Annotated in this window: 25 protein-coding genes; 3 read left to right on the forward strand and 22 right to left on the reverse strand. The window is 45.6% G+C overall.

Features of this window, described 5'->3' with window-relative positions:
- Nucleotides 1–153: 153 nt before the first annotated feature.
- The 4 genes from AC5ZC7_RS23830 to AC5ZC7_RS23845 form a co-directional block, all read right to left on the reverse strand.
- Nucleotides 154–885 (reverse strand): LytTR family transcriptional regulator DNA-binding domain-containing protein, encoded by a 732-nt coding sequence (locus AC5ZC7_RS23830; RefSeq protein WP_496158529.1) that lies wholly within the window; start codon nucleotides 883–885, stop codon nucleotides 154–156.
- A complete protein-coding gene (locus AC5ZC7_RS23835) occupies nucleotides 882–2,150 on the reverse strand; it encodes a histidine kinase (protein ID WP_496158528.1) in 1,269 nt (422 codons plus the stop codon). Before AC5ZC7_RS23835 ends, AC5ZC7_RS23830 begins: the two co-directional genes overlap by 4 nt.
- Before the next feature lie 204 nt (nucleotides 2,151–2,354).
- Complete coding sequence (locus AC5ZC7_RS23840) at nucleotides 2,355–2,702, reverse strand: DUF4907 domain-containing protein (RefSeq protein WP_496158527.1); 348 nt, start codon at nucleotides 2,700–2,702, stop codon at nucleotides 2,355–2,357.
- The gene (locus AC5ZC7_RS23845) at nucleotides 2,695–3,684 is read right to left on the reverse strand and encodes a Kelch repeat-containing protein (RefSeq protein ID WP_496158526.1); all 990 of its coding nucleotides are present in this window, start codon (nucleotides 3,682–3,684) and stop codon (nucleotides 2,695–2,697) included. The genes AC5ZC7_RS23840 and AC5ZC7_RS23845 overlap by 8 nt, the downstream gene beginning before the upstream one ends.
- A gap of 247 nt (nucleotides 3,685–3,931) precedes the next feature.
- Here AC5ZC7_RS23845 and AC5ZC7_RS23850 point away from each other — a divergent pair, with 247 nt between their 5' ends.
- Both AC5ZC7_RS23850 and bamG read left to right on the forward strand, forming a co-directional pair.
- Complete coding sequence (locus AC5ZC7_RS23850) at nucleotides 3,932–5,266, forward strand: DUF4270 family protein (RefSeq protein ID WP_496158525.1); 1,335 nt, start codon at nucleotides 3,932–3,934, stop codon at nucleotides 5,264–5,266.
- 9 nt (nucleotides 5,267–5,275) lie between these two features.
- Nucleotides 5,276–6,505 carry a BamG family beta-barrel-assembly machinery protein gene (bamG, locus tag AC5ZC7_RS23855; RefSeq protein ID WP_496158524.1) on the forward strand — a complete coding sequence of 410 codons (1,230 nt, stop codon included), beginning with the start codon at nucleotides 5,276–5,278 and terminating at the stop codon, nucleotides 6,503–6,505.
- A 199-nt stretch (nucleotides 6,506–6,704) separates the two neighbouring features.
- On the opposite strand, the gene AC5ZC7_RS23860 is transcribed toward bamG, so the two are convergent.
- Nucleotides 6,705–8,069, reverse strand: a complete 1,365-nt coding sequence (locus AC5ZC7_RS23860; RefSeq protein ID WP_496158523.1) for a GH1 family beta-glucosidase — start codon at nucleotides 8,067–8,069, stop codon at nucleotides 6,705–6,707.
- Between the two features lie 206 nt (nucleotides 8,070–8,275).
- Here AC5ZC7_RS23860 and AC5ZC7_RS23865 point away from each other — a divergent pair, with 206 nt between their 5' ends.
- Nucleotides 8,276–9,325 carry an SUMF1/EgtB/PvdO family nonheme iron enzyme gene (locus tag AC5ZC7_RS23865; protein ID WP_496158522.1) on the forward strand — a complete coding sequence of 350 codons (1,050 nt, stop codon included), beginning with the start codon at nucleotides 8,276–8,278 and terminating at the stop codon, nucleotides 9,323–9,325.
- On the opposite strand, the gene AC5ZC7_RS23870 is transcribed toward AC5ZC7_RS23865, so the two are convergent.
- The 17 genes from AC5ZC7_RS23870 to AC5ZC7_RS23950 form a co-directional block, all read right to left on the reverse strand.
- Nucleotides 9,326–9,838, reverse strand: a complete 513-nt coding sequence (locus tag AC5ZC7_RS23870) for a thioredoxin domain-containing protein (protein ID WP_496158521.1) — start codon at nucleotides 9,836–9,838, stop codon at nucleotides 9,326–9,328.
- 5 nt (nucleotides 9,839–9,843) lie between these two features.
- Complete coding sequence (locus AC5ZC7_RS23875; RefSeq protein WP_496158520.1) at nucleotides 9,844–10,296, reverse strand: redoxin domain-containing protein; 453 nt, start codon at nucleotides 10,294–10,296, stop codon at nucleotides 9,844–9,846.
- A 107-nt stretch (nucleotides 10,297–10,403) separates the two neighbouring features.
- Nucleotides 10,404–11,891: a M56 family metallopeptidase gene (locus AC5ZC7_RS23880; protein ID WP_496158519.1), complete on the reverse strand. Its 1,488-nt coding sequence runs from the start codon at nucleotides 11,889–11,891 to the stop codon at nucleotides 10,404–10,406.
- A gap of 35 nt (nucleotides 11,892–11,926) precedes the next feature.
- Nucleotides 11,927–13,426 carry a TonB-dependent receptor plug domain-containing protein gene (locus tag AC5ZC7_RS23885; protein WP_496158518.1) on the reverse strand — a complete coding sequence of 500 codons (1,500 nt, stop codon included), beginning with the start codon at nucleotides 13,424–13,426 and terminating at the stop codon, nucleotides 11,927–11,929.
- An 11-nt stretch (nucleotides 13,427–13,437) separates the two neighbouring features.
- The gene (locus AC5ZC7_RS23890; RefSeq protein WP_496158517.1) at nucleotides 13,438–13,797 is read right to left on the reverse strand and encodes a BlaI/MecI/CopY family transcriptional regulator; all 360 of its coding nucleotides are present in this window, start codon (nucleotides 13,795–13,797) and stop codon (nucleotides 13,438–13,440) included.
- A 140-nt stretch (nucleotides 13,798–13,937) separates the two neighbouring features.
- A complete protein-coding gene (locus tag AC5ZC7_RS23895) occupies nucleotides 13,938–15,077 on the reverse strand; it encodes a redoxin domain-containing protein (protein ID WP_496158516.1) in 1,140 nt (379 codons plus the stop codon).
- A 70-nt stretch (nucleotides 15,078–15,147) separates the two neighbouring features.
- Nucleotides 15,148–16,236, reverse strand: a complete 1,089-nt coding sequence (locus AC5ZC7_RS23900; protein WP_496158515.1) for a redoxin domain-containing protein — start codon at nucleotides 16,234–16,236, stop codon at nucleotides 15,148–15,150.
- A gap of 221 nt (nucleotides 16,237–16,457) precedes the next feature.
- Nucleotides 16,458–17,054, reverse strand: a complete 597-nt coding sequence (hisIE, locus tag AC5ZC7_RS23905) for a bifunctional phosphoribosyl-AMP cyclohydrolase/phosphoribosyl-ATP diphosphatase HisIE (protein WP_496158514.1) — start codon at nucleotides 17,052–17,054, stop codon at nucleotides 16,458–16,460.
- Between the two features lie 21 nt (nucleotides 17,055–17,075).
- Complete coding sequence (gene hisF / locus AC5ZC7_RS23910) at nucleotides 17,076–17,831, reverse strand: imidazole glycerol phosphate synthase subunit HisF (protein ID WP_496158513.1); 756 nt, start codon at nucleotides 17,829–17,831, stop codon at nucleotides 17,076–17,078.
- Nucleotides 17,832–17,842: 11 nt separating this feature from the next.
- Nucleotides 17,843–18,988 carry a 1-(5-phosphoribosyl)-5-[(5-phosphoribosylamino)methylideneamino]imidazole-4-carboxamide isomerase gene (gene hisA / locus AC5ZC7_RS23915; protein WP_496158512.1) on the reverse strand — a complete coding sequence of 382 codons (1,146 nt, stop codon included), beginning with the start codon at nucleotides 18,986–18,988 and terminating at the stop codon, nucleotides 17,843–17,845.
- Between the two features lies 1 nt (nucleotide 18,989).
- The gene (gene hisH, locus AC5ZC7_RS23920; RefSeq protein ID WP_496158511.1) at nucleotides 18,990–19,583 is read right to left on the reverse strand and encodes an imidazole glycerol phosphate synthase subunit HisH; all 594 of its coding nucleotides are present in this window, start codon (nucleotides 19,581–19,583) and stop codon (nucleotides 18,990–18,992) included.
- Nucleotides 19,584–19,587: 4 nt separating this feature from the next.
- Nucleotides 19,588–20,361: a tryptophan synthase subunit alpha gene (gene trpA / locus AC5ZC7_RS23925; RefSeq protein ID WP_496158510.1), complete on the reverse strand. Its 774-nt coding sequence runs from the start codon at nucleotides 20,359–20,361 to the stop codon at nucleotides 19,588–19,590.
- An 8-nt stretch (nucleotides 20,362–20,369) separates the two neighbouring features.
- On the reverse strand, nucleotides 20,370–21,578 hold the full coding sequence (trpB, locus tag AC5ZC7_RS23930; protein ID WP_496158509.1) for a tryptophan synthase subunit beta: 1,209 nt from the start codon (nucleotides 21,576–21,578) through the stop codon (nucleotides 20,370–20,372).
- Nucleotides 21,579–21,584: 6 nt separating this feature from the next.
- Entirely contained in the window at nucleotides 21,585–22,220 is a 636-nt protein-coding gene (locus tag AC5ZC7_RS23935) for a phosphoribosylanthranilate isomerase (RefSeq protein WP_496158508.1), read from the reverse strand.
- Between the two features lie 6 nt (nucleotides 22,221–22,226).
- Entirely contained in the window at nucleotides 22,227–23,027 is an 801-nt protein-coding gene (gene trpC / locus AC5ZC7_RS23940) for an indole-3-glycerol phosphate synthase TrpC (protein WP_496158507.1), read from the reverse strand.
- A 12-nt stretch (nucleotides 23,028–23,039) separates the two neighbouring features.
- Nucleotides 23,040–24,035 carry an anthranilate phosphoribosyltransferase gene (gene trpD, locus AC5ZC7_RS23945; RefSeq protein WP_496158506.1) on the reverse strand — a complete coding sequence of 332 codons (996 nt, stop codon included), beginning with the start codon at nucleotides 24,033–24,035 and terminating at the stop codon, nucleotides 23,040–23,042.
- Nucleotides 24,036–24,122: 87 nt separating this feature from the next.
- Nucleotides 24,123–24,692 (reverse strand): glutamine amidotransferase-related protein, encoded by a 570-nt coding sequence (locus tag AC5ZC7_RS23950; RefSeq protein WP_496158505.1) that lies wholly within the window; start codon nucleotides 24,690–24,692, stop codon nucleotides 24,123–24,125.
- Nucleotides 24,693–24,694 lie beyond the last annotated feature (2 nt).

A 24,694-nucleotide genomic window follows, 5' to 3' on the forward strand; every position in this document is an offset into this window, starting at 1 on the left:
AGATCGGAAAAAAAGCAGAAAGCTGAAAGAATTACGAATTACGAATTACGAATTACGAATTACGGATATATGGGTAGATAGTAAACGCGAAAGATATTCGCTACCATCTACCCATATATCCGTAATTCGTAATTCGTAATTCGTAATTTCCTCTTAGGAATTCCGGTTAATGACGTCATAGAACCGGTCGCGGTAACCATCAGAGATGGGAATCGACTGATTCGCGATCATGACCGTGTTTTTCTCCACGCAATTGATTTTATTGAGAGAAACCAGGTAGGACCGGTGTACCCGGATAAATTTATCGGCTGGCAGCCGGGTTTCGAATGATTTAAGACTCCGCAGGGTCAGTACCGGCAGGTTATGTGTATAGATCTTCGTATAGTCTTTCAGTGCTTCAATGAAAAGAATATCTTCCAGGTTGATTTTAATAATCTTGTACTCTGTTTTAATGAAGATGTAATCATTTACCCAGGTGGCATCCATAGGCAGGGCATTATTTCCGGCGCTCAGACTTTTTTGCTGGCTTACCGACCACGTTTCACTAGCTTTAGCCGCAGCCTTCAGAAAGCGCTCAAATGGTACAGGCTTCAGGAGATAATCTACCACATCGAGATTAAAGCCATCCAGCGCATACTCACCGTAAGCAGTAGTAAATACCACCATGGGAGGATATTTAAGCGATTTCAGGAACTGAATGCCGGTAATATCGGGCATTTTAATATCCAGGAACACCAGGTCTACCGGTTCATCCTGTATGAATCGCAAGGCGGTAGCAGCATTTTCGAATTTGCCCGCCAATGTCAGGAATGGAACTTTACGAATGTAATCTTCCATGATTTCCAGCGCCAGCGGCTCGTCATCCACTGCAATACACTTCATCATTTTTTCAACACAATTTTAAGATCTACAATAAATTGGTTTTCCGTTTCCCTGATATTAATCTCATGCTCGTTTTCATAGAGCAATTCCAACCGTTTCAATACATTGTCCAGGCCTATTCCTCCCCTTTCTGCCACCCGTTCTTTAAAGTGACTATTCCGGACGATTAACCTGATCATATTTTCCGTTGTCGTAACATCTATATCAATAAAAGAATCTTCGGTGTAACTGATGCCATGTTTGAAGGCATTTTCCACAAAAGGGACCAGTAACATGGGTTCTATCTGCAAACGATCTGCTTCCCCGTTTAACTGGTAATTAATGTCAATATCTTTTGGCAACCGTAATCGTTGTATTTCTATGTAGTCGTGCAGGTACCTTAATTCCTGTGACAGCAACACCCTCGCTTCATTGGACTCATAAATCATGTACCGCATAATGGTTGACAACTTCAAAATAGCATGCTCTGTTTGCGTTGACTGCTTATGAGCCAATGAGTAAATGGTGTTTAGACAGTTAAAAAGGAAGTGAGGATTAATCTGCGACTTTAAAAATTTTAATTCCGCATTCAATTTCTCTACTTTCAGCTCCTCCCGCTGCTTTTCACTTTTAAACCACTCCAGTGCAATCTTTATAAACCCGCTCATGAATAACATCAGGAGCGCGAAAAACCCGGATCTGCGAAGCACCTCCGGGAAGAAAAGATACTCCAGGATAGTGGGAGCATCCGGTTCCATCAGTGGGAGCGCCGGAAAAGCTGCGGTGGTGGCATGTAAACTGTCTATATGTAACCCTTTGTCAGCATTGGCAGATGCCGGTACAGCCATTGACCCGGCGCCGCTTTCGTCAGCTATCTCCAAAAGCCGTTGGTGAAACGGTGGAAAGCGTCCAGATGTTACTGTTCCGTTGTTAATTTTTTTATCCATCCGCAACGCCATCATAGGTGGCTGACGATGTCCATATTTTCTGAAGAAATAATAGTTGAGAGATGCTTGCTGCGCCGTGATAAAAACGATGAGTAACGCGATACTGCAAAGGTATATGGCAATCTTCTTCCCATTAAAAAACCGGGGAATCAGCACATAAATATTCAAATAAAAAATACCAATCAAAAAGAGATTATCTATCAACTCCTTGATAAAAAAACCGGTATGTAAAATCTGTATCCGGTAAATGAAAAACGGGAAAAATAAAAAACATGCCCATCCAAGGACGTGCAGCGAAATGAGGAAGGGACGACTTCTGATGATCCGTTTAAAATTTAGCATCCTGTTATTTGATGCGATAAACTTACACCAGATAGGGTTAGGCTTGTGTTAAAATATGTTAATCCTGTATAAGGGATTGTTAAATTTAATAATGATATTAAAATCCAATTAAAATGCCGGACATAGCAATGCCTTACTGTAGGATAAGATATTCTTTAAGAAGAAACCATCCTACAGTAAAGCAACTGAAATAGCTGAATAAAATTATTCTGCTTCGGTAATGTGCATGTTGATCAATTCCTGCTGTGTCATGGCGGGAATTTTATGGTGCGTTAACTTATCTGCCACCACATTTCCCACGCGCAATGCATTTTCTTTGCTGTGAAAAACGCGGTTTCCTGCAACGCCTGGCACTATGTTCTGATAAATGTAGGTATGTCCGTCTACATTTACTTTGTAGCCCCATCCCCCATTTACTTCGAATGGTTCCACCACTACTGCCAGCATGTCGGAACCATGGTTGGCGGCCTTTTTATCGCGGGTAGTTATCCAGGCAATAAATGTTAACGCCAGCACTGCTATACCAGCTATAATAATGTTACGCTTAGTCATTTTTGTTATACTCTGCTGTAGGATTCAATTCACGCATATCATCCAACTGAAGGGTACCGCTTACGCCCAGTACTACGAAGCCACGGTCTTTCACTGAAAATCCGGTGGAGTATTGACGGGCAGCGCCTTCGAAATCGGTTTTCTGTATCCAACGATCTGTTTCAGGCGTATATTCCCAGGTAGCTGCAGATAATCCGCCTTTAATACCTGATACCACATATCCTTTACCTTTAATAGCAAATGAAGCAGCGCCACTACCTGCAAAGTTGTAGGCATCATCGAAGCTGTCATCGTTTACATTGGCAATAGCATTGAGGGTAGCCCAGTTGGTACCGTCAAAAGCGTAGAAGTCGGTGACGGCGGTGCTGTTGGCCGTACCCATACATACATATGCCTTGTTATTGATCACGAAAACGGAAGCATCCTGTCTTTTACCGCTGGGAAGGCTCAATGCCTGTACCCAGGTATCGGTAGCCGGGTCATATGCCCAGTTATCCTTTAACCAGTTACCATCGTAACCAGTAGCGATATAACCTTTAGTGCCCAGTCCGAAAGCAACTGCGCCATAACGACCCGTACCAGGGAAAGGTTTCTTTACAGTCCATTGATTGGCAGCGGGGTCATATTGGTAGAAGTCGTTCATTTTGGTTAGTCCGTCTGTACCAGTACCCACATAGCCCTTTCCATTGATGCTCATTCCTACTGCATTGCTCCGGCCCGGACCAGTGAAAGCACTTACCTGTGTCCATTGATCCTGGTCCACGTTGTAACTCCAAAAGTCTGTTAACCTGTTAAGTCCATCATAACCGGTTCCTACATAGGCTTTATTATCAATTACGAAAGAAGCAGCTGCATTTCTGGCAACACCTTCAAACTCGGAACGTTTAATCCAGTTTCCTACCAATGTAGTGGTGTTTGAACTTTTCGAACAGGCTGCCAGGGAAGCCATCAATAATAAACTATAACCTTTTAAATATCGCATTAGCATGTTCTTTTTACTGCTGCCAAAATTATCCGCCGAAGCATTCCGGCAAACAGGAAATAGCTGTTCCCCTGATTTTAGCTGACGGATACCGTTATTTCATCTACCAGTTGGAATCTTTGGCAGAAAATGCTTCTTCCCGCGCTACTGGCGGCATAAAGGATATATTACGTAATTCATCGATAAATTTTGGCTATTGGCATATTAAAGGAACTGAAAGTATTGATCCTGTCTAAAATTGCGCACCATGAACAATACCATGTATCATTTATTTTTCAGGCGCGTAAAAGGAAGTATATGGAGATATCTTCCGGCATTTTTATTGGTGGCTGCCATCTCTTCCTGCCAGAAAACAGGGTTTACCTATAACAATATTGTAGATAACAATCAGCAAACGGACTATGTACTTTCTGATACCCTGTCTATACAAATGAAGACCATCCAGCAGGACTCCATGCCTACTTCCGGATCTGAAGTACTGCTGGCCGGTAAAAGAACAGATCCCATATTTGGCACATCTGCCGCCCAGTCTTTCTTCCAGATTGCACAACCAGCGGCGGTAACCATCCCGGTTAACGGTTCCGGATACGATTCCATGGTGCTCATTATGCACCCCAACGGCTATTACTCCGGCGACTCCAACCAGGTACAACACTTACAGATTTACCGGGTGACGTCTACCATACAAACGGCGACTAACTTTTACTACCTGTACAACTCCAGCAACTTTTCTACAGAAAGCACGCCTATCGGTAGCTTCCAGGGAGTTATACGGCCAAGTATTGACAAAGAAATCAGGGCGTATATGTCTAACCAGTTGGGTACACAGTTATTCAATATGCTGCGTGATCAAAGTGGCGATATCACCACTAATCCAACCTGGCTCGCTTTCTTCAAAGGCCTGAATGTACGGGGTGGTCCGGATAGCAAAACCATCAACGGGTTCAGGGCAAACGATACGAGCCTCGTGATGCGGTTATACTATCATATTAATGAACAGATTGTTACCGCCCGGTATGTAGACTTTAAAATGCAGGCATCTAACCTGCAGTTCAACCAGGTAAAAACAGTACGTACCGGCACACCGCTGGCACCATTCGATGGTACCGTAAAATCATTGCCTACTGCCAGTACCGGTAACCAGGGCTTTTGTCAGCCTATAGCAGGTACGGCTACACGTATTGATATTCCTTATATCAAGAACCTTGCTTACCTGGGACAATTCTTCAAAATCATGAGGGTTTATATGACCCTGAAACCGGTGAATGGCACGTATATAAACGACCGGCTTCCGCCGAGGGTAGCGCTTTGTGAATTGGATAAGAACAACAATGTCACGGATACCCTGACTTATGGTCAACTTACCATTGACAAGCAGTTTAACGTCAACACCAACTATACCTTCGACATTACCAATTATGTTATTAAAGAGCAAACCGTCGCAGATTTTTATTCACGTGGCCTCCTGCTCACGCCTAGTGCTACAGATGGCAGAACGACCATGGACAGACTGGTGATCGGCGATCAGCAGAACACCGCGAACAAGGCTAAAATACAGTTATACTATCTGTTGTACAAATAAAGGATACTCATGCGAATCAAAATATATAGCGGTTTTATTATACTCCTGTTGTGCAGTACAGCAGTAAAAGCACAACACGGCCTTAATTCAATTTACTCCGCCTATGGTATAGGCGACCTGGAAGACAGGGACTACAGCCGCAACTTCGGGTTAGGAAGTACCGGCATTGCCCGGCGCCACAACGGTTACCTCAATGAACTCAACCCGGCCTCTTACAGTGCTTTACCTACCCAGAACTTTATGTTCGACGTATCACTGAAAGCACAACAAATTAATTATAATGGTAGCGGCATTTCACAAAGTGCCGGTGATATAAACTTTAAAAGGCTGGCACTTGGCTTTAAAGCAGCAAAATTCTGGGGCATTAGCGCAGGTATTACGCCTTTCAGCACAGTAGACTACAAACTGCTGAATCAACAATTTACAACGGGCACGGGGGCACCAGTTACCGCTACCACTACCGGTACCGGTGGTTTTAACCGGGCTTATATCTCCAATGGTTTCCAACTGAATAAAAACTTCTCTGTAGGGGTGTCTACCGCGTTTCTTTTTGGTCCGCTGAATACCACCCAGTATGTTGGTTCCGATTCCTTACAAACACAACATAACCGGTATGGATTCAAGCCTAACTTTACGGCCGGTGCGCAATATGCCGGTAAAATCAGTAAAGACTGGCAACTTGGACTGGGCGCCACTTACCGCTTCCAAACCAAAATGAAGCTACAGGATAAACTCAACATTGTAGATCAGAATGGTACTTCCATGTACAGTAAAGATGAAGATCCTTCTTACTTTACATTACCTGCTGAATATGGCGCGGGTATTATGCTGACCAACGGTAGTTTCACCTGGGTAGCGGATTATCGTCACCAGTTATGGAATAGCCTGAATGAAAAAGGCGCTACCTATAGTTACCAGGATGGTGATCGTTTTTCTACCGGTGTAGAATATACGCTGAAACGCCAGTACTACAACCAAACCTACGAAGGCACTGTATTACAGGCAGGTTTCGCTTATAACAGGTCTCCGCTGGTAGTAAGCAGTACACAAATCAAAGATATCTCCGGGTCATTGGGCTTTTCTTTACCCAGTAAAAATGGCGCATTAAGATACTATATCGGCCTCGAAGCCGGTCAACGCGGACAAAACGGCCCTGCGCTGGTAAAAGAAACGTATGTGAATGCAGTGTTTAACTTCAGTTTAAGAGATATCTGGTTCTTCAAGCGCTTGTCGCAATAAAGCATCAGTTTTGTTTTAGGACAGGATTAGACTGATTATACTGATTTTTATTTTTTGATTTAAAAAGATGGGAGAAGATATAAGCAAATAAGTTGCTTCATTCTTCTCCCAAAATCTTATAAAAAAAATAAAAATCAGTATAATCAGTCTAATCCTGTCCTAAGACAAAATCCGCTCCGATCATTTGCTATAAAAGCTTTCAGCCTTCTGCTTCCAGCAATTGCCGGAACCAATATCCGGAGTCTTTAATAGTGCGTTGCTGGGTATCGAAATTAATGTGTACCAATCCAAAGCGCGCGCGATATCCTTCCGCCCATTCAAAGTTATCGGTAAGGGTCCAGGCGAAGTAACCTTCTACCGGAATACCTTCCTGCCGGGCTTTCAATACACCTGCCAGGTATTCCTGGAAATAGGCAATACGTGCCTGGTCTTCGATACGGCCATCGGGAGACAGCACGTCGGGGAAAGCCGCACCACCTTCTGTTACAATGAGTTTCTTAATATTTTGGTAGCCGGCAAATTGTTTCAATACTTCATACAGGCCGTTGCCGTTAATCTCCCATCCTAATCCTGTCAGGGGTACATTGCGGGATTTGGCCTTTACTTCCGAAATTTTAACGATGGGCATAAAAGAGTTGTATTTCACCACCAGCGGGAAATAGTTCTGTACGCCGATGAAATCAAAATCAAAAGCCAGCCGGTCCCAATCGCGCCAGAGGGCATAACGGCGTTCAATACGCCGAAGCAGCGGAAAATCGGCCACCGGGTAACCCATACCCAGCGCTGGCTCCAGGAACAGGCGATTAAAGAGCGCATCTGCACGGCGTGCTGCCTGTTGGTCGGCAGCACTATTGGAATAAGGAATAATCTGTGAACAGGAAAGGGCCGTACCAATATTGGCGCCGGCTACTTCTTCGCGCAGCACCCGCCCCGCTTCCGCCTGCGCTAATACTGCATGGTGTACTGCCGGCAAAAACCAGGAAAGCCCGAATTTACCCGGCGCATGTACGCCCAGCATATAGCCCAGGGCCGTAAAGCCAAAGGGCTCATTCAATACGATCCAGTTTTTCACCTTGTTACCGTATTCGCGGGCACATATCCTTGCAAATTCTTCAAATGCGAAAACAACGCCTCTGTGGGCCCAACCGCCTTTATGTTCCAGCGCCTGGGGTAAATCCCAGTGATAGAGGGTAACATAAGGCTCCAGTCCCAATTCCAGGCAGGCATCTATTACCCGGTGATAATAGTCGATGCCGGCAGGATTTACCGCGCCGGTACCTTTAGGCATAATACGTGACCAGGAAAGCGAAAAACGGAATACGGAAAAGCCCAGCAACTTTGCCAGCAGAATATCCTGTGTATAGCGATTGTAGAAGTCCGTAGCGGTTTGTGCGTGGCTTTTATCTTTGATTTTGCCTTTGCGGCCGGAGAAAGTATCCCAAATAGAAGGCCCTTTGCCATCTGTATTGAAGGCCCCTTCATTTTGAAAAGCTGAAATTGTGACGCCCCAAAGAAAGTCTTCCCCGAAATCCTTGCGTGTAAAGGGTACAGCAGATTTTTGCATACGCGATACCAATAAAAAAGGAGGCATAGCTGCCCCGTAACCGCCTGCAGTTTACAACAGTTTTCGTGGAAAAGTAATTATATAATTGTTAAGACCACCTTTATTCCTCCCACATCTCTCCTTAATGGTGATTTTCAGCAAATTCCGGCGAAAGCAATTTTTTAAATATTATTTTTGAAAAACGATTAAAAACGCCCGACTACAATATGTGGAAGATAAACCTGGTGCTGGGATTGGCACTATTAAGCGCCTGTGCAGGCAACTCCGCCAAACAGGATACTGCCGGCAAAGAGAAAGACACCCTTAACAAGATGGTACTGATACCTGCAGGTACGTTCCTGATGGGCGCAGATGACAGCACCGGCATGGCAGATGAATACCCCAAACACCAGGTAGACATCGCCTCTTTCTGGATGGATGAACATGAAGTAACCAAAGCTGAATTTGCCCGTTTTGTAGCCGCTACCGGTTATGTAACTACTGCCGAACAGCCTGTCAGCAAAGCGGAATTAATGGCCAGCTTGCCGCCGGGTACACCGGAACCAGATAGTGCCGTGCTGGCCCAAATGATGGCGCCGGGCGCGCTGGTATTTACCCCACCGGATCATGCCGTTCCATTTAACGATATTTCCCAGTGGTGGTCATTTGTACCAGGTACCAGTTGGAAACATCCCGAAGGTCCTAATAGCAGCATCGCCAACAGGGACAACGAACCCGTTACGCAGGTTTCCTGGCTGGATGCACAGGCTTATGCCAAATGGGCCGGCAAACGGCTGCCTACGGAAGCAGAATGGGAATATGCCGCTCGTGGCGCCCTGGCCGGCAGTTTATATCCCTGGGGAAATGAGCCGCTGACGACCGGTAAAGCCAAAGCCAATACCTGGAACGGTAACTTTCCTTACAAGAATACCAAAACAGATGGTTACTACGGCACGGCGCCTGTAAAATCGTATAGCCCTAATGGTTATCAATTGTATGATATGGCCGGAAATGTATGGGAATGGTGTGAAGACTGGTACGATGCCAACTACTATATACAGGGAGAAAAAGGTGTGAAAAATCCGGCAGGCCCAACAGCAGGACTTGACCCTGACGATCCGGGCCAGGCCAAAAGAGTGATCCGTGGCGGTTCATACATGTGCAGCGATGAATATTGCCGGGGCTACCGGGTATCTGCCCGTATGAAAAGCACGCCGGAATCCGGTTTATCTAACCTGGGCTTTCGTTGTGCGCGTTCTGTTGATCAACAACACTGATTATTCTTCTTCCAGGAAAGAGGATAGTACCCGGTAATCGCCATTATATCGTTTGCCATTGAGATAAAACGTAGGGGTACCATTTACGCCGCTACGCACGCCACTTTCGAAGTCGGCTTCCACCCTGCTTAATAGTTTGGGGGATTCCATATCATCGGCAAATTTTCGCAGGTCGATTTCCATATCGGCCGCCAGCCTGAGCAGCACTGCTTCATTTAGTTCAGGCTGGCGGTTATAAATGGCATCATGCATATCCCAGAAACGATCCTGCCTGGCAGCTGCTTCTGCGGCGAGTGCTGCATCCATGGCGTATTCATGGGCTTCCGACAGCGGAAAATTACGGAACACAAAGCGTAGCCGGTCTGCAAAACGCTCCTGCAGCTGTTTTACCACAAAGAACGCTTCCCGGCAATAGGGACACTGAAAGTCGCCGTATTCTACCAGTTCAATGGTAGCGTTGGGCGTGCCGAGGATATGATCCAATGCATTCACGGGGGGAATCAGGGTAGCCATCCAGGTTAGTTTTTAATATTTTCCAATGCGGCCAGGATGCCATCTGCACCTGGATTCTGACCAATAGGTGATAAATAACTCCATTGAATAATCCCTTGCGCGTCTATTACAAAAAGGGCCCGCTGACTTACGCCATTTTCATATACGCCATACAGGTGGGATACCGCACCTTTCGGCTCAAAATCGGCCAGGAGGTCGAAGTGTAGTTGCCGGGCTTTGGCAAAAGCATGGTGGCACCACGCGCCATCAACGGATATGCCCAGCAGTACAGCGTTATATCGCTCAAAGTATTGTAGCATTTCATTGTACAGCGCCATCTGATCACTGCATACCGGGCTCCAGTCGGCCGGATAAAAAGCCAGGATTACATTTTTGCCTTTCAGGGCCGATAGGGTAACTGTTTTTTCAGGTGTTGAGCTCAGGGTGAAGTCTGGAGCAGTATCGCCTTTTTGCAGCATAAGCAGGTGTATTAATCACCTATATAAACAGTTGTGGATGGATAATGTTGTATAGAAACAAAAATGCCACGGTGGCGGACCGTGGCTTTTGTTATTGGATGGTAGGATTATTTTACAATAACGGTGTCAATTTTGAGGGTTACACCTTGCCCCTGCACTTCCGTACCGTTGATAACGATTGGGTGAGTGGTAATCGTGATGGTTTGTGGCTGACCTGGCAGCACGGTCACAGTTGAATTTCCCACCAACGTCTTTGTTTTTACATCATAAGACTGTGTTGGCTTGATATGCTGTGTGTTGACATTAACACCGTTTACCATTACCTGGATATCATTAGAGATATCTTTGGCGTAGGTCTGTGCTGGTTTTTCCTGCGGGCTAACTTTAACACCGGTTACCGTTACCTGGATATTATTAGAGATATCGTTGACGGTAGCTGTTTGCTGCGAGATATTATCGCCGTTAATGGTGAAGGAAATTACAGCAGTGCTATCGCCTTGTTTAGCGGGACATCCGCCGCATGCCTCCGAAGCTTTGTCAGTTGACTTATTGTTTACAAAAAAGATAACCTTGCCCGTAGAGTCCTTACCAGAAAAAGCAATACTACTGGAGACCACCACCGGCACTGTATCAGTCCATGTTTTAGATGTTACAGGTGTTGCTGCCTGCTTAGCACCGTGGGAAGTTTTAGTGGGCAGGCTATCCTTTGCATTGTTGTAATGCATCACGCCTGCAGCCCTGGTATAGTTCAACGACAGCACGGTTCCCCCTACCAGCAAACCCAATACCATATAGCGTATTACCTGGTAGCGGGACGATTTTTTGCTGTTCATCATCATAATTCTTTTTTTAAGGTGTGATAAATTGAAATTGTTCGCGATGGCCGTCGCGTAAGGGATCCCACTAACTTTAACCAGGTTGTACTGGTAACTGACTTTATCTACGCCCTGCTGCAGCAGGTAACGATCTGTAATGAATTCCAGGTTTTCACGGATGGCTGTTTTCATGAGCCAGGCGCCGGGATTAAACCAGTAAAAAATATTATTTAATTCTCCCAGCAGCGTATCCGCGGTATGCCATTGCTTCACATGCACCTTTTCATGGCGCAGGATAGCAGGTAACTCTTCCGGCTGATGCAGGGAGGGATTAATGTAGATGTGACGGAAAAACGAAAAAGGATTCACCGGTTGCTGTAGCAATTGTACCGTGATATCATAAAGCTTTCCCGGTTGTGATTTCCGGTGAATGCGCCACAGCGAAAAAAGTTGTATAAAAAAGCGTATAGCCATTACCGATACTCCTGTCCAGAAGATGTATACCAATACGTTCCAAACGGTGAATACGGGCGCGGGCGCCTGCCAGGCTTGCCAATTGGGTACGTAGGTTATTACGCTCCCTGCAATCACTTTATGTTTATTCACAAAAGTATCCACCGATATAAGGGGGAACAAGGACGAGAAGGCAATGCCTGCCAATAAGAATATTCTGTTCAGCGTATAGAAAGTGAGCTTACGCAAACCAAAACGGTAGGCGAGAAAAAACAGCGTCAATGCAATATTCGCTTTGAGCAGGTATATCAGCATAGCAGGCACCATAGCAGCTTTCTGGCTTTTATCAGTGATGTAAATAATTATTTTACAATTGTGGAATCGTTCAGGCGTAATTCTATTTTCTGCACTTCTTTGACGCCGGCACCTGATTTGGTTTTAATCATGATCACACCATTTTCGGCCGCACTGCCATAGAGCGCTTTGGCGGCATCGCCTTTAAGCACGTCTACAGAAGCAATTTTATCGGACGAAATATCATTAATGGATTTACCTTTCCATACTTCACCATCTACCAGTACCAATGGCGACCCTTCCGTTGATGTACCTATTGCACCGCCGCCCCGGAGGGAAATACCAATCGCTTTCGGCTTCTTTAACTCAACTAAAACAACCCCATTTCTCGCCGCCGCACCATATTTTTCCTGGTAAACGTCTTTTCCATTTGTTGTTTTGGACTTTATTACACCTATCGACTCGATGGTATTGGGATCTATGGCATCCATAGCCGATTTACTAATCCTTTCTCCATTGACGATATACACCGGATCATGCCCACTGGTTCCTTTCAACCTGATGACATTAGGCTTTTGGGTTGTCTTTTTAGTTCGTTTTGCGTCTATAGCTTTAGCTTGTTCTTCAGTTATCGATTGTGTTATTACTACATCTTTAAAGACGGGTGTAGTATCTGTTGTAATCTGGATGAAATTTAGTGCCGCGGCTGCTCTTGTATAGTTCAACGATAACACCAACCCTCCTACGAATACTCCTAATACCAGGTAGCGAACCAATTGATAGCGGGATGACCTTTTGCTGTTCATCATGATAATTCGTTTTTTAAGATGTGAGAAATTGAAATTGTTTGCGATGGCCGTCGCATAGGGGATCCCACTAACTTTTATAAGATTATACTGATAACTGGTTTTATCCACGCCCTGCTGTAGCAGGTACCTGTCTGTAATGAACTCCAGGTTTTCGCGGATGGCTGTTTTCATCAACCAGGCGCCTGGGTTGAACCAATAGAACACCTGGTTAACTTCTCCCAGCAACGCATCGGCGGTATGCCATTGCTGTACATGCACTTTTTCGTGGTGCAGAATGGCGGGTAATTCTTCCGGTTGATGCAGGGAAGGATTGATATAAATATGACGAAAGAACGAAAAAGGATTTACCGGTTGCTGTAGCAACTGCACGGGAATATCATCGATTTGCCCCCGTTGCGATTGCCGGTGAATTTTCCACAGGGAGATCAATTGTATTAAAAGGCGTATAGTCATGACTGATACACCTGTCCAGAAGATGTATACCAACACCGTCCATACCGTAAATACAGGCTCCGGCGATTGCCATGCGGAAAGATCAGGCACATACGTCATCACATTACCGGCAATGGCTTCGTGCTTATTTACAAATGCGTTGATAGGGATAAAGGGAAACAAGGAAGAAAATGCGATACCTATCAGCAGAAACAGCCTGTTCAATGTATAGAAGGTCAATCTGCGCAAACCGAAGCGGTAAGCGAGAAAGAACATGGTCAGCGCAATGTTTGCTTTCAGCAGATATATTAATATAGCAGGTACCATAGTCAGCAGTTTTATTTGCCTTTTTCTATCATGTTGATAATTTCTTTTAACTCATCCGGACTGATCTTCTTTTCTTTTGCGAAGAAGGATACCAGTTCTTTATAGGAGTTTTCGAAATAGTCTTTTACGAAGCCATTCATAAATTTCTGCTTATAGGCCGCTTCTTCGATGGCAGGCGTATATTCATATACGTTACCTATTTTCCGGCTGTCCAGGAACCCTTTCTTCTCCAGGTTTTTAATGGTAGAGGCCAGGGTAGTATAAGGAGGCACGGGCGCAGGATGTGCTTCCAGGAAGTCTTTTACCAAACCTTTCCCTACTTTCCAGATAGCCAGCATGGCTGTTTCTTCTTGCTGGGTCAGTTTTTCCATGATATTATTTTATGTTCAATTACGATTCTTTCGTAAATCTACGAAACTATCGTAGATATAACAAAATTTATTTTAGCCCATAAAAAAGGGGTGGTATCGTTGGATACCACCCCTTTTTTTATTTATCAGCGTATTGCCTGTTACTTCAATATTTCTTCCAGTTTAGAAGCCAGTTCTTCGCCACGCAGGTTTTTAGCTACGATTTTTCCTTTAGGATCAATCAGCACGTTCTGCGGGATAGCGCGTACACCATAGAGATCTGCTGCTGCATTTTTCCAGCCTTTGAGGTCGGAAACATGTGTCCAGGTCAGTTTATCTGCTTCTACCGCTGCCAGCCATTTTTCTTTCTTATCATCGAGGGAAACGCCCAGGATTTCGAAGCCTTTGGATTTGAATTGATCGTAAGCTTTTACAACGTTCGGGTTTTCAGCGCGGCAGGGGCCACACCAGCTGGCCCAGAAGTCAACCAGTACATATTTTCCACGGAAGGAAGATAAGCTGATATTCTTGCCATTGGCATCTGCCTGTGCAAATTCGATAGCAGGCTGTCCGACAGCGGTTTTGCGGGCTGATTCCAGGCGTTTGGAGAATTCCTTACCGGAAGGAGAATTCCTGGCTTCTTTGCTTAATTTCTTAAACAGCGGTGTTACTTCTGCTGGTTTAATATCGTATCCTGCTACCTGGTTCATTAAGAACATGGAGATAGGAGAATTGGTATTTTTAACCAGGAAATCATTCTCTATTTTCTTTTCTTCTGCGTCCAGCGCATCGTATTGCGCTTCCAGCTTTTTGATGCCTTCTTCGTCTTTCTTCTGTGCCAATTCGCGATACTGTTTCTGGAGTGCAGCACCTCTTTCGTTGACATCTTTTAATAACTCATTCAGCTTTTTATAGTCGTCGTTGGCTTTGGAACCCGTTACGTCGGCTTTGCTGATAGAATCGGTGGTAGTTACATTGATGACACCTTTATCCAGGAATACGGCGAGCATATCGCGGCCCATGGATACTGGCTTTTCTGTGCCTTTCTGTACCAGCATGAGGCTGGCCATAGCAGGTTCTTCCAGGCTGCCATTAAAAGTAAATTTGCCGTCTTTGATCTGAGCGCTATCCATAAAGCTCTCTCCGCCTTTCCGCATTCTCAGGTAAACAGTAGCGGGGTTCTTCTGTTGAGAAACCGTTCCCTGTATAGTATAAGGCTTACCTGCGGCTGCGCCTTTTTTATCCTGGGCAAATATCACTGCCGGTACGAAAAGGGCGATCCCTACAATCGTTTTTTTCATTGGTTTTTGTTTTACGAACAACAAATTTGTAAAATCGGCTGATCAATCGCAACCTGATTTTGATAAGCGGCTATTTCAGTACTTCCTGCAATTTGGCTTCCAGTTCTTCTCCACGCAGGTTGCGGGCGATGATCTTGCCATCGGGGCTCACCAGGAAATTGGAAGGAATAGACTGAATGCCATACTGCACGGCTACTTCATTGCCCCATCCACGCAAGTCGGATACCTGTGTCCAGTGGAGGTTGTCCTGGCTAACCGCCCGCAACCAGCGATCACGGTTGTCATCCAGGGAAACACCCAGGATGGTAAAGTTCTTATCCTTGTATTTGTTATAGGCTTTTACAACATTAGGATTTTCCTGGCGGCAAGGACCACACCAGCTGGCCCAGAAGTCCACCAGCACATATTTTCCCCTGAAAGAAGAGAGTTTTACCGTTTGCCCTTTGGCATCTGTCTGGGAAAAGTCATCTGCTTCAATGTTTACCGCATTGGCTTTCAAACTTTTTATATAGGCGGTTACGCTTTTTCCGTATTCCCCGTTTTTAACAGATGCATCGAGCGAATTGAACAGTTGTTGAAATTCTTCCGCGTTCACCCGTGACCGTAATTCGTTCATCAGCAGCCAGATACTGGCAATACTGCCCGGATGTGCTTTGATAAAATCATTACCAGTTTTAATTACATCCAGGCTAAACTCATCCGCTTTCTTACGGAAGGAATTCTTAGCCGGTTCATCTTCCGGGTTTACGTTTTTAGCAATCAGGTTCAGGTCCTGAGCCCGTTTAATTAACGGCTCAAACGCTTTCTGGTACTGCTGCATAGCTTGTGTATTCTCATTTCCCTTCACCACAGATGCAATGGGATAAGTAGCCACAGACGTAGTAAAATGCACGGGCTCATTACCACCTGTTACGAACAACATCGGGTAATCCACTTCTCTCAAAATCAATGCATACACGGATGGCTCCTTGCCACTCTTTACCTTGAAACTAAACTGGTCATTCTTGATGACCACAGAGTCATCGGGATTATTATCCTGGTCGTCAAAAAGGTATATGGTTTTGCCGTTGCCGTTCTTCACAATCCCTGACACCACCTGCTGGGCGTACACTCCTGTGGAAAACAGCCCTACAGCGGCTAACAGGAAAATTTGTTTCATTACGAATTATTTTAATTAGTTAGAGGGGTGTAATATACGAAGAGATTTTTAAGGGTAGGTGGGTTGTTGCTTACCGTTGGTCATTTTTTGAGGGAGACATAGCGGTTGCAGATAATGATGATGAATTATTTACTATCTGTTACGGGATGAATAATAACTATTAAGCCCGATGATAACTGCATCATCATTATCTGAACACGTCATAGACCCGCATCTGCGGGTTATTTACTGTGGCGCTGTTTTAACACCGAAATAACATCTGACAACTGGAATCCTTTGGCCTGCAAGAGGATCAGGTAATGAAACAGGAGGTCGGCAGATTCATTCAGAAACAGGTCGTCGTTATTATCTTTTGCTTCGATCACTACTTCTACTGCTTCCTCTCCTACTTTTTGTGCAATCTTATTAATGCCGCGTGCAAACAGGCTGGCCGTATAAGATTTATCAGTAGGGTTGTTTTTTCTATCTGCAATAATGCCTTCCAGCGTGGACAGAAAATCATTGCTGATATTTTGCTCATCCCAGCAGGTATCCGCACCGGTATGGCATACCGGGCCTACAGGACTGGCTTTGATGAGAATGGTATCCTGGTCGCAGTCTACCTTCAGGTCTTTTACGATCAGGAAATTACCGCTTTCCTCTCCTTTCGTCCACAGCCTGTTTTTGGAGCGACTGAAAAAAGTCACCTTGCTGTCTGCCATGGTTTTTTCCAATGCTTCGCGGTTCATATATCCCAGCATCAGTACTTTGCAAGTCACGGCATCCTGTATAATAGCCGGCACCAGGCCATCGGACGACTTTTGAAAATCTATCTGCATGTTAACTTATTTCAGGTATCTCTAAAATCTTACGTTCACCCCTTTGTTGTAAAGAAAGGTTTTGAGCGCAGGTATTTCTATTTCTTTGTAATGGAAGATGCTGGCAGCAAGCGCGGCATCTGCCTGGGCGTTTTGGAATACGTCTACAAAATGCTCCATATTACCAGCGCCACCAGAGGCAATCACCGGTACATTGAGGTGCTGCGACATTTGCCCGGTAATATCCAGTGCAAACCCTTTTTTAGTACCATCGTTGTTCATGGAAGTGAGTAGTATTTCACCAGCGCCGCGGTTCACCGCTTCTTTGGCCCAGTCAAATGCTTTCACGTCTGTTTTCACGCGGCCGCCATTGAGGTATACGTACCAGTCGCCATCCTCAAAACGGGTATCAATAGCCAGTACAATGCATTGGCTACCGAATTCGCGGGCCAGCCGGTCTACCAGCTCCGGATCTTTGAAAGCAGAGGTATTTACGGAAATCTTATCTGCACCGGATTGGAGTAATACGTTCACGTCTTCCACGGAAGAAATTCCACCACCAACGGTAAATGGAATATTCACATGACGTGCAATACGCGTCACCAGTTCAGATAATGTTTTTCTACGTTCATTCGTAGCTGTTATATCCAGGAATACCAGTTCATCAGCGCCCTGTGCAGCATATAAAGCGCCCAGTTCTATAGGATCGCCGGCATCGCGGATATTCTCGAAGTTGATACCTTTAACGGTACGCCCGTCTTTGATATCCAGGCATGGTATGATGCGTTTGGTCAACATGTGCTAATAATTTACAGGAATGTTTTTAATGCATCCATGGAGATGTTACCCTCGTAGATCGCTTTACCAATAATAGCGCCGCTACAGCCAATTTCCTGTAAGGCTGCCACGTCTTCAATATTACTTACACCGCCGCTGGCAACAAAATTGATCGCCGGGAAGCGTGCAACAATTTTTTTGTACAACTCTGTAGACGGGCCCTGTAACAAGCCATCTTTGGCGATATCGGTACAAAAGATATTGGTAACGCCCTGCGCGATATTACTTTCCAGGAAATCGAATACAGACAGCTCCGTTGTTTCCAGCCATCCACCTACGGCAATTTTTTCTTCCTTCACATCCGCACCCAAAAATATTTTATCTGCGCCGTATTGCTTTACCCAGCTGAAAAACAACTCCGGTTGCTTTACTGCCACGCTACCAATGGTAGCTAATGCCGCGCCACATTCGAATACAATGTCTATGTCTTTACCGGTTTTAATACCGCCGCCAAAATCAGTTACCAGGCTGGTTTTACCCACAATACTTTCCAGCACTTTCCAATTCACTACCTGTCCTTTTTTTGCGCCGTCCAGGTCTACCAGGTGCAGGCGTCTTACGCCGATGGCTTCAAATTCTTTTGCCACTTCCAGCGGATGTTCGTTGTATACTTTCTGCTGGCTATAATCACCCTGGGTGAGCCTTACACATTTACCATCAATGATGTCGATGGCAGGAATAATTTCGAAACGTTTAGCTGTCATGTTATGCAGGTCCAGCGGCAACTCCATTCTTACATAAGAAATTCCGCTCTTTATAAAATAATCGCCTTTTTTAGAATAGCCCAGCTTATCATAAAAGCTAACGGCAGTATTGCGGGCGTTGCACCAGAGTAATTTGATACCTTCTTTTTTGCAGATATTCACCAGGTGAGCGAGAATGGCTTTTCCATAGCCCTTTCCCTGCGCGGCCGGCAAGGTAGCCAGCTTACGAAACTGTGCGCTATCGCGGTCCAGGAACAGGGATACCACGGTCACCATTTGTCCCTGATCAAATACGCCGAAGTGTAAGCCATCTGCATCATGATCTACTTTTACGGCAGATAATGATTCGTTAGGATACAATACATCCCTGCGGAGTTGCAAGGTATCATCTGCACTAATCGGACGAATGTTCATCTTAAAGGTTCAAAAAGTTTTCAATAATACGACCACCGGCTTCCGCGGATTTCTCCGGGTGAAACTGTACCGCATAGAAATTATCTTTCTGCAGGGCCGCGCTGTAGTTGATCACGTAATTGGCGATAGCTACCGTGTCTGCACCCAAAGCTGCGTAGTAGCTGTGCACAAAGTACATGTAAGCATTTTCCGGTACATGCTCAAACATCACGCTATGCAGGCCGGTGATATTGTTCCAGCCGATCTGTGGTATTTTGAGCAGGTTTTCTACCGGCGATTGAAAGCGTTTCACCGCTGTATCAAAAACGCCAATACAATCCGTATCATTTTCTTCTGAATGTTTACAGAGTAGTTGCATACCCAGGCAGATGCCTAATACCGGCTGCTGCAGGTTGGCAATCACCTGGTCGAGCTTTCTTTCCTTCAGGTACCGCATAGCCGTACTGGCTTCTCCCACACCGGGGAAAATAACCTTGTCGGCCGACATGATCTCTTCGTGATCATCTGTAACAGTACCGTTAACGCCTAAACGCTCCAATGCAAATTGCACAGAGCGAATATTACCGGCGTTGTATTTTATGATAACCGTTTTCATGTTATTACTGAATTATTCCCGAGATAAACGTTTTCACCGTTTCGTCAATATCCTGGCTATTTTCAATGGCTTTGACAAAGGCTGTTCCGATAATAGCACCATTGGCATGCGCTGAAGCCGCCTCAAAAGTAGCTTTATCTTTTATACCAAACCCAATTAATACCGGATTACTGAGCTGCAATTTTTTCAGTCGCTCAAAATACGCCTGCTGGTCTTTCATATCCTTGTCTTTTCCCGTGGTGGAAGAAGAAGATACGGCATAGATAAATCCTTTGCTCAGGCTATCTATTTTGCGGATCCTGGCCTCACTGGTTTCCGGTGTTACCAGGAAAATGAGGTGCAGGTTATATTTGTCAAAAAGCGGCCGGTATTCATTTTCATATTCTGCCATCGGCAAGTCTGGTACAATGATACCATCTACCCCTACTTCTGCACATTTAGCACAAAAAGCTTCTACCCCGAAAGTGAGCACAGGGTTGAAATATCCCATGAGGATCACGGGTACCTGTATTGTTTTCCGGAAGCCGGACAGCTGTTCAAAAAGAACGTGCAGGCTCATCCCATTCTGCAATGCTTTGGTGCTGCTGTCCTGGATCACAGGACCATCGGCCAGTGGATCGGAGAAAGGCATACCCAGTTCAATAAGATCGGCACCATGTTGCTGTAATGCGGTCATTACCGGCAGGGTATCATTTAACTTTGGAAAACCTGCGGTGCAATATATATTTAAAACGCCGTGTTGCTTTTTAGCGAACAGTTGGTCAATACGGTTTTGCATAATCCATTTTATTTTTTCATGTGACGGATATAGGTATCCAGGTCTTTATCACCGCGGCCGGAAAGGCATACTACCACTACATCTTCTTCTTTCAGCGGGAGGTCCTTTAATTTTGCCAGCGCATGGGAAGACTCCATAGCAGGAATGATTCCTTCCAGTAAACTCAGTTCATAGGCAGCTGCCAGTGCTTCTTCATCGGTGGCAGACAGGAACTGTGCACGGCCTGATTCATACAGGTGGGCGTGCATAGGTCCGATGCCCGGATAATCCAGACCGGCGGAGATAGAGTACGGCTCTGTAATCTGTCCGTCGGCGGTTTGCATGAGCAGGGTTTTGCTGGCGTGGATAATGCCAATGGTACCCAGCTGGGTGGTGGCAGCGGAGTGGCCGCTATGTACCCCATGTCCGGCGGCTTCCACGGCTACCAGTTTCACATTTTCCCGGTCCAGGTAATGGAAGTAGGCGCCGGCAGCATTACTGCCACCACCAATACAAGCCACTACATAGTTGGGATCTTCACTGCCGGTTTTTGCCTTCAGTTGTTTTTTGATTTCCTCACTGATCACCGATTGAAAGCGGGCTACCATATCCGGGTATGGATGTGGGCCGGCAGCGGTGCCGAGGATATAATGAGTATCTACCGGGTTGTTGATCCAGTCGCGGATAGCTTCGTTGGTAGCATCCTTCAGGGTTTTGCTGCCGCTGGTAGCCGGTACCACGGTAGCGCCCAGCATTTTCATGCGGGCTACGTTAGGCGCCTGTCTTTCAATATCGATGCTACCCATGTACACCACGCATTCGAAGCCCATGAGCGCACATACAGTAGCCGTAGCTACGCCGTGTTGTCCGGCACCGGTTTCTGCGATGATGCGACGTTTACCCAAACGCTTTGCCAACAGGATTTGCCCGATGGTATTATTTACTTTATGTGCGCCGGTATGATTGAGGTCTTCCCGTTTGAGATAAATTTTTGCTTTGTATTTTTCTGACAAACGTTTCGCAAAATACAGCGGGGAAGGGCGGCCTACGTAATCTGTTAACAGTGCTTCAAACTCCTGTTGAAAAGAAGGATCGCTCAGTATGCTAAGGTATTGGGATTGTAACTGCTCCACATTGGGGTATAACATTTCAGGAATGTATGCCCCACCAAATCTGCCATAATAGCCGTTCTTATCTACCTGATACCTGGAGTTGCCGGTGTTAATCGCAATATCCATGACCGATTATTTTATTATTGATGAATGAATTTGTTTCACAAAATGTTCCACCAGTGCAATGTTTTTCACACCGGGGCTGTCTTCAAATTTACTGTTCACATCCACTGCGAACAATGCGGGCAACTGCATCTCACTGATTTCCGCTGCCTGATCCGGGGTGATACCTCCACTTAAGAAAAACGGATGCTCAAAAGGATAACCTGCCAGCAATTCCCAGTTGAATTTTTCGCCGGTGCCGCCGTAACCCTTTACAGAAGCGGTGTCGAAAAGGAAATAATCCGTTACCGGGATAAATGGCTCCACGTTTGCTTCCCAGTTAACGTTGTCACCAATACGAAAAGCTTTGATCACCGGAACCGATTTGCGGATAGCAGCGCAAAACGCAGGTGTTTCATCGCCATGTAATTGTACCAGGTCCAGTGCATAGTCGGAGATGGTACGTTGTACCTGTTCCAGCGAAGCATTGACAAACACCCCTACCTTTTTGATACCGGTGGTTTCCCGTACGGTTCTTGCGTCTATTTTATTGCCGGCAAAACGGGGCGATTTCTCATAAAAAATAAATCCTGCATAATCCACACTGTTAGCTACCAGCGCCTGCAAATCATTTATTCTTGTGATGCCGCAAACTTTTATACGCATAGATAGTTATTTGTTTTCCAGGTCATGGAGTGTTTGAACAAAATTTTCGAAAGCACGGGCAGGATCTTCCTGTTTCATAAAATGTTCTCCGATGAGGAAGCCCTGGAATCCGGCGGCTTTCAGTGTTACAATAGCAGCCGGATCGTTGATACCGCTTTCTGCTACTTTCACTTTATCTGCCGGAATTTTCGGCGCCAGCTCACAGGAGCGGTTGAAGTCTACCTGGAAAGTAATCAGGTCGCGGTTATTCACCCCTACCAGGTGGGTATGTGCCGTTACTTTTTCCAGTTGTGCTTCACTGTGTACTTCCAGCAATACTTCCAGGCCGAGATTGTGGGCAAAAGTAGCTAAACGGGCTACTTCCGCAGCTTCCAGGCATTCTGCGATCAGGAGAATTACATCCGCGCCAATGGCTCTGGCTTCGAGGATCTGGTATTCATCGATCACGAAGTCTTTGCGCAGAATGGGAATCTGGTTAAAGCTGCGGGCTTGTTGCAGGTCGTCTGAGGAACCGCCGAAATATTTTTCGTCGGTGAGTACAGAGAGACCGGAGGCGCCGTAGCGTGTATATGCGGTAGTTACCTGTTGCACTGTTACCTCGCCGTTGATCAGGCCTTTGGAAGGAGAGCGGCGCTTGAATTCTGCAATGATGCCGGTTTTTCCCGGTTGTTGCAGGAAGTGCCGCAACGACAATGTTTCACGGGCAAACCCGGGCGCCTGTTCCAGGTCGGCAGTACTGCGCTGCAATTTGCGGGCAGCTACTTCAATATGTTTATGTGCAACTATTTCTGCTAAGATATTCTTCATAAAAAAATACGCCTACGACTGCAACGCAATCAGATTTTTAAATGCGGTATATGCTTTGCCTGATTCCAGTGATTCTACTGCGGCGGCGAAGCAATCATCATACGAATTATATTTTCCGAGGCTGTACAGTCCCATTGCCGCGTTGGCGAATACAACGGAGTTCTGTGCCCAGGTACCTTCTCCTTTCAGGATCTTCATAAAGATCTTGGCGGCTTCTTCCGTGCTATTGCCACCGTAGATATCTTCGGCATGTACTTTACGTTTACCCAGTTGTTCCGGCGTCCAGTCTTGCTCCCCTTTGTTGGTGATCACTTTGGTATCGGCGGTCAGTGATATTTCATCGTATCCATCCAGGCTATGAACAATCACAAACTGTTTATCGGTTTGCTGGAACAGGTAGTTATACACCCTGGCCATTTCCAGGCTATACACCCCTATCAGCTGGTGTTTGGCGAAAGCCGGGTTTACCAGTGGTCCGAGCATATTGAAGAAGGTGCGGATACCCAGCTGACGGCGGATACCGGCTACATTCTTCAGGGCCGGGTGAAACAGGGGAGCATGGAGGAAACAGATGCCGGATGTTTCCAGTTCTGTTCTTAGTTTGGCGTCATCGTTCTTGAATTTATAGCCTACCAGTTCCATCACGTTGGAGGCGCCACTTACGGAAGACACGCCATAGTTGCCATGTTTGGCTACTTTAGCGCCGGCGCCTGCCACCACAAAGCACGACAAGGTAGAAATATTAAAGGTATTTTTTGCATCCCCGCCGGTACCTACGATGTCGAGTACATCATACCCATTGAGATTTACGGGTACACAAAGTTCCAGCAGGGCATCGCGGAAGCCCAGCAGTTCATCGATGGTGATGCTGCGCATGAGGAATACCGTCATGAAAGCGGCGAGTTCACTTTCATTGTACATGCCTTTGGAGATGCTGATCAGGATGTCTTTAGCAGCTTCGCGGCTAAAGGTTTTATGTTCGAAGAGGTAATTAAGAATCTTTTTCATGATAGCTGTTGTTGGAAGCTGTTAGCTTTTAGCAGTTAGCTGTTAGTTAGATGATTTGTTGAAATTGGTTAAGGAAGATGTATGTTATTACAGGCTTAACCAGTTTCTCAAAATCGTTTCTCCCTGCGGGGTGAGTACACTTTCCGGGTGGAACTGTACGCCGCTTACATCGTATTTATTATGCTGTAAGGCCATGATAAAGCCGTCTTCATCTTTTGCGGTGATGATTAATTCAGCGGGCAGGGTAGATTCGTCTACTACCCAGGAGTGATAGCGACCTGCCATTATTTGTTTCGGTAAGTTATTAAACAGGCGTCCATCTTCCTTAATAATATTCACTTTGGTAGCTACTCCATGGTACACTTCTTTCAGGTTAGTGAGGGAAGCGCCAAAAGCTTGTCCGATGGCCTGTTGGCCGAGGCAAACACCAAAGATAGATTTGGTGGGTGCATATTCTTTGATGAGTGGCAGTAATAAGCCAGCTTCTTCCGGAATACCAGGGCCGGGTGATAAAATTATTTTATCGTAGTCGTTTACTTTCTCCAAAGGAATTTCATCATTACGTACCACGGTTACTTTACCGTTAATGATTTTCTCCACGAGATGAACGAGGTTGTATGTAAAAGAGTCGTAGTTATCGAAAACGAGGATGTTCATTA

It is taken from the genome of Chitinophaga sp. 9-1-y (assembly GCF_059511905.2).

Bases quoted from the DNA above. Each gene is read 5' to 3' on its own strand.
- bamG (WP_496158524.1), top strand. From the start codon at position 5,276: ATGCGAATCAAAATATATAGCGGTTTTATTATACTCCTGTTGTGCAGT.
- hisIE (WP_496158514.1), bottom strand. From the start codon at position 17,054: ATGCAGATAGATTTTCAAAAGTCGTCCGATGGCCTGGTGCCGGCTATT.
- trpD (WP_496158506.1), bottom strand. From the start codon at position 24,035: ATGAAAAAGATTCTTAATTACCTCTTCGAACATAAAACCTTTAGCCGC.
- AC5ZC7_RS23835 (WP_496158528.1), bottom strand. From the start codon at position 2,150: ATGCTAAATTTTAAACGGATCATCAGAAGTCGTCCCTTCCTCATTTCG.
- AC5ZC7_RS23860 (WP_496158523.1), bottom strand. From the start codon at position 8,069: ATGCAAAAATCTGCTGTACCCTTTACACGCAAGGATTTCGGGGAAGAC.
- trpB (WP_496158509.1), bottom strand. From the start codon at position 21,578: ATGGATATTGCGATTAACACCGGCAACTCCAGGTATCAGGTAGATAAG.
- AC5ZC7_RS23895 (WP_496158516.1), bottom strand. From the start codon at position 15,077: ATGAAAAAAACGATTGTAGGGATCGCCCTTTTCGTACCGGCAGTGATA.
- AC5ZC7_RS23840 (WP_496158527.1), bottom strand. From the start codon at position 2,702: ATGACTAAGCGTAACATTATTATAGCTGGTATAGCAGTGCTGGCGTTA.
- AC5ZC7_RS23875 (WP_496158520.1), bottom strand. From the start codon at position 10,296: ATGCTGCAAAAAGGCGATACTGCTCCAGACTTCACCCTGAGCTCAACA.
- AC5ZC7_RS23890 (WP_496158517.1), bottom strand. From the start codon at position 13,797: ATGGAAAAACTGACCCAGCAAGAAGAAACAGCCATGCTGGCTATCTGG.
- trpC (WP_496158507.1), bottom strand. From the start codon at position 23,027: ATGAAGAATATCTTAGCAGAAATAGTTGCACATAAACATATTGAAGTA.
- AC5ZC7_RS23935 (WP_496158508.1), bottom strand. From the start codon at position 22,220: ATGCGTATAAAAGTTTGCGGCATCACAAGAATAAATGATTTGCAGGCG.
- AC5ZC7_RS23880 (WP_496158519.1), bottom strand. From the start codon at position 11,891: ATGGTGCCTGCTATGCTGATATACCTGCTCAAAGCGAATATTGCATTG.
- AC5ZC7_RS23950 (WP_496158505.1), bottom strand. From the start codon at position 24,692: ATGAACATCCTCGTTTTCGATAACTACGACTCTTTTACATACAACCTC.
- AC5ZC7_RS23865 (WP_496158522.1), top strand. From the start codon at position 8,276: ATGTGGAAGATAAACCTGGTGCTGGGATTGGCACTATTAAGCGCCTGT.
- hisF (WP_496158513.1), bottom strand. From the start codon at position 17,831: ATGTTGACCAAACGCATCATACCATGCCTGGATATCAAAGACGGGCGT.
- AC5ZC7_RS23900 (WP_496158515.1), bottom strand. From the start codon at position 16,236: ATGAAACAAATTTTCCTGTTAGCCGCTGTAGGGCTGTTTTCCACAGGA.
- AC5ZC7_RS23850 (WP_496158525.1), top strand. From the start codon at position 3,932: ATGAACAATACCATGTATCATTTATTTTTCAGGCGCGTAAAAGGAAGT.
- hisA (WP_496158512.1), bottom strand. From the start codon at position 18,988: ATGAACATTCGTCCGATTAGTGCAGATGATACCTTGCAACTCCGCAGG.
- hisH (WP_496158511.1), bottom strand. From the start codon at position 19,583: ATGAAAACGGTTATCATAAAATACAACGCCGGTAATATTCGCTCTGTG.
- AC5ZC7_RS23845 (WP_496158526.1), bottom strand. From the start codon at position 3,684: ATGCGATATTTAAAAGGTTATAGTTTATTATTGATGGCTTCCCTGGCA.
- trpA (WP_496158510.1), bottom strand. From the start codon at position 20,361: ATGCAAAACCGTATTGACCAACTGTTCGCTAAAAAGCAACACGGCGTT.
- AC5ZC7_RS23830 (WP_496158529.1), bottom strand. From the start codon at position 885: ATGATGAAGTGTATTGCAGTGGATGACGAGCCGCTGGCGCTGGAAATC.
- AC5ZC7_RS23885 (WP_496158518.1), bottom strand. From the start codon at position 13,426: ATGGTACCTGCTATATTAATATATCTGCTGAAAGCAAACATTGCGCTG.
- AC5ZC7_RS23870 (WP_496158521.1), bottom strand. From the start codon at position 9,838: ATGGCTACCCTGATTCCCCCCGTGAATGCATTGGATCATATCCTCGGC.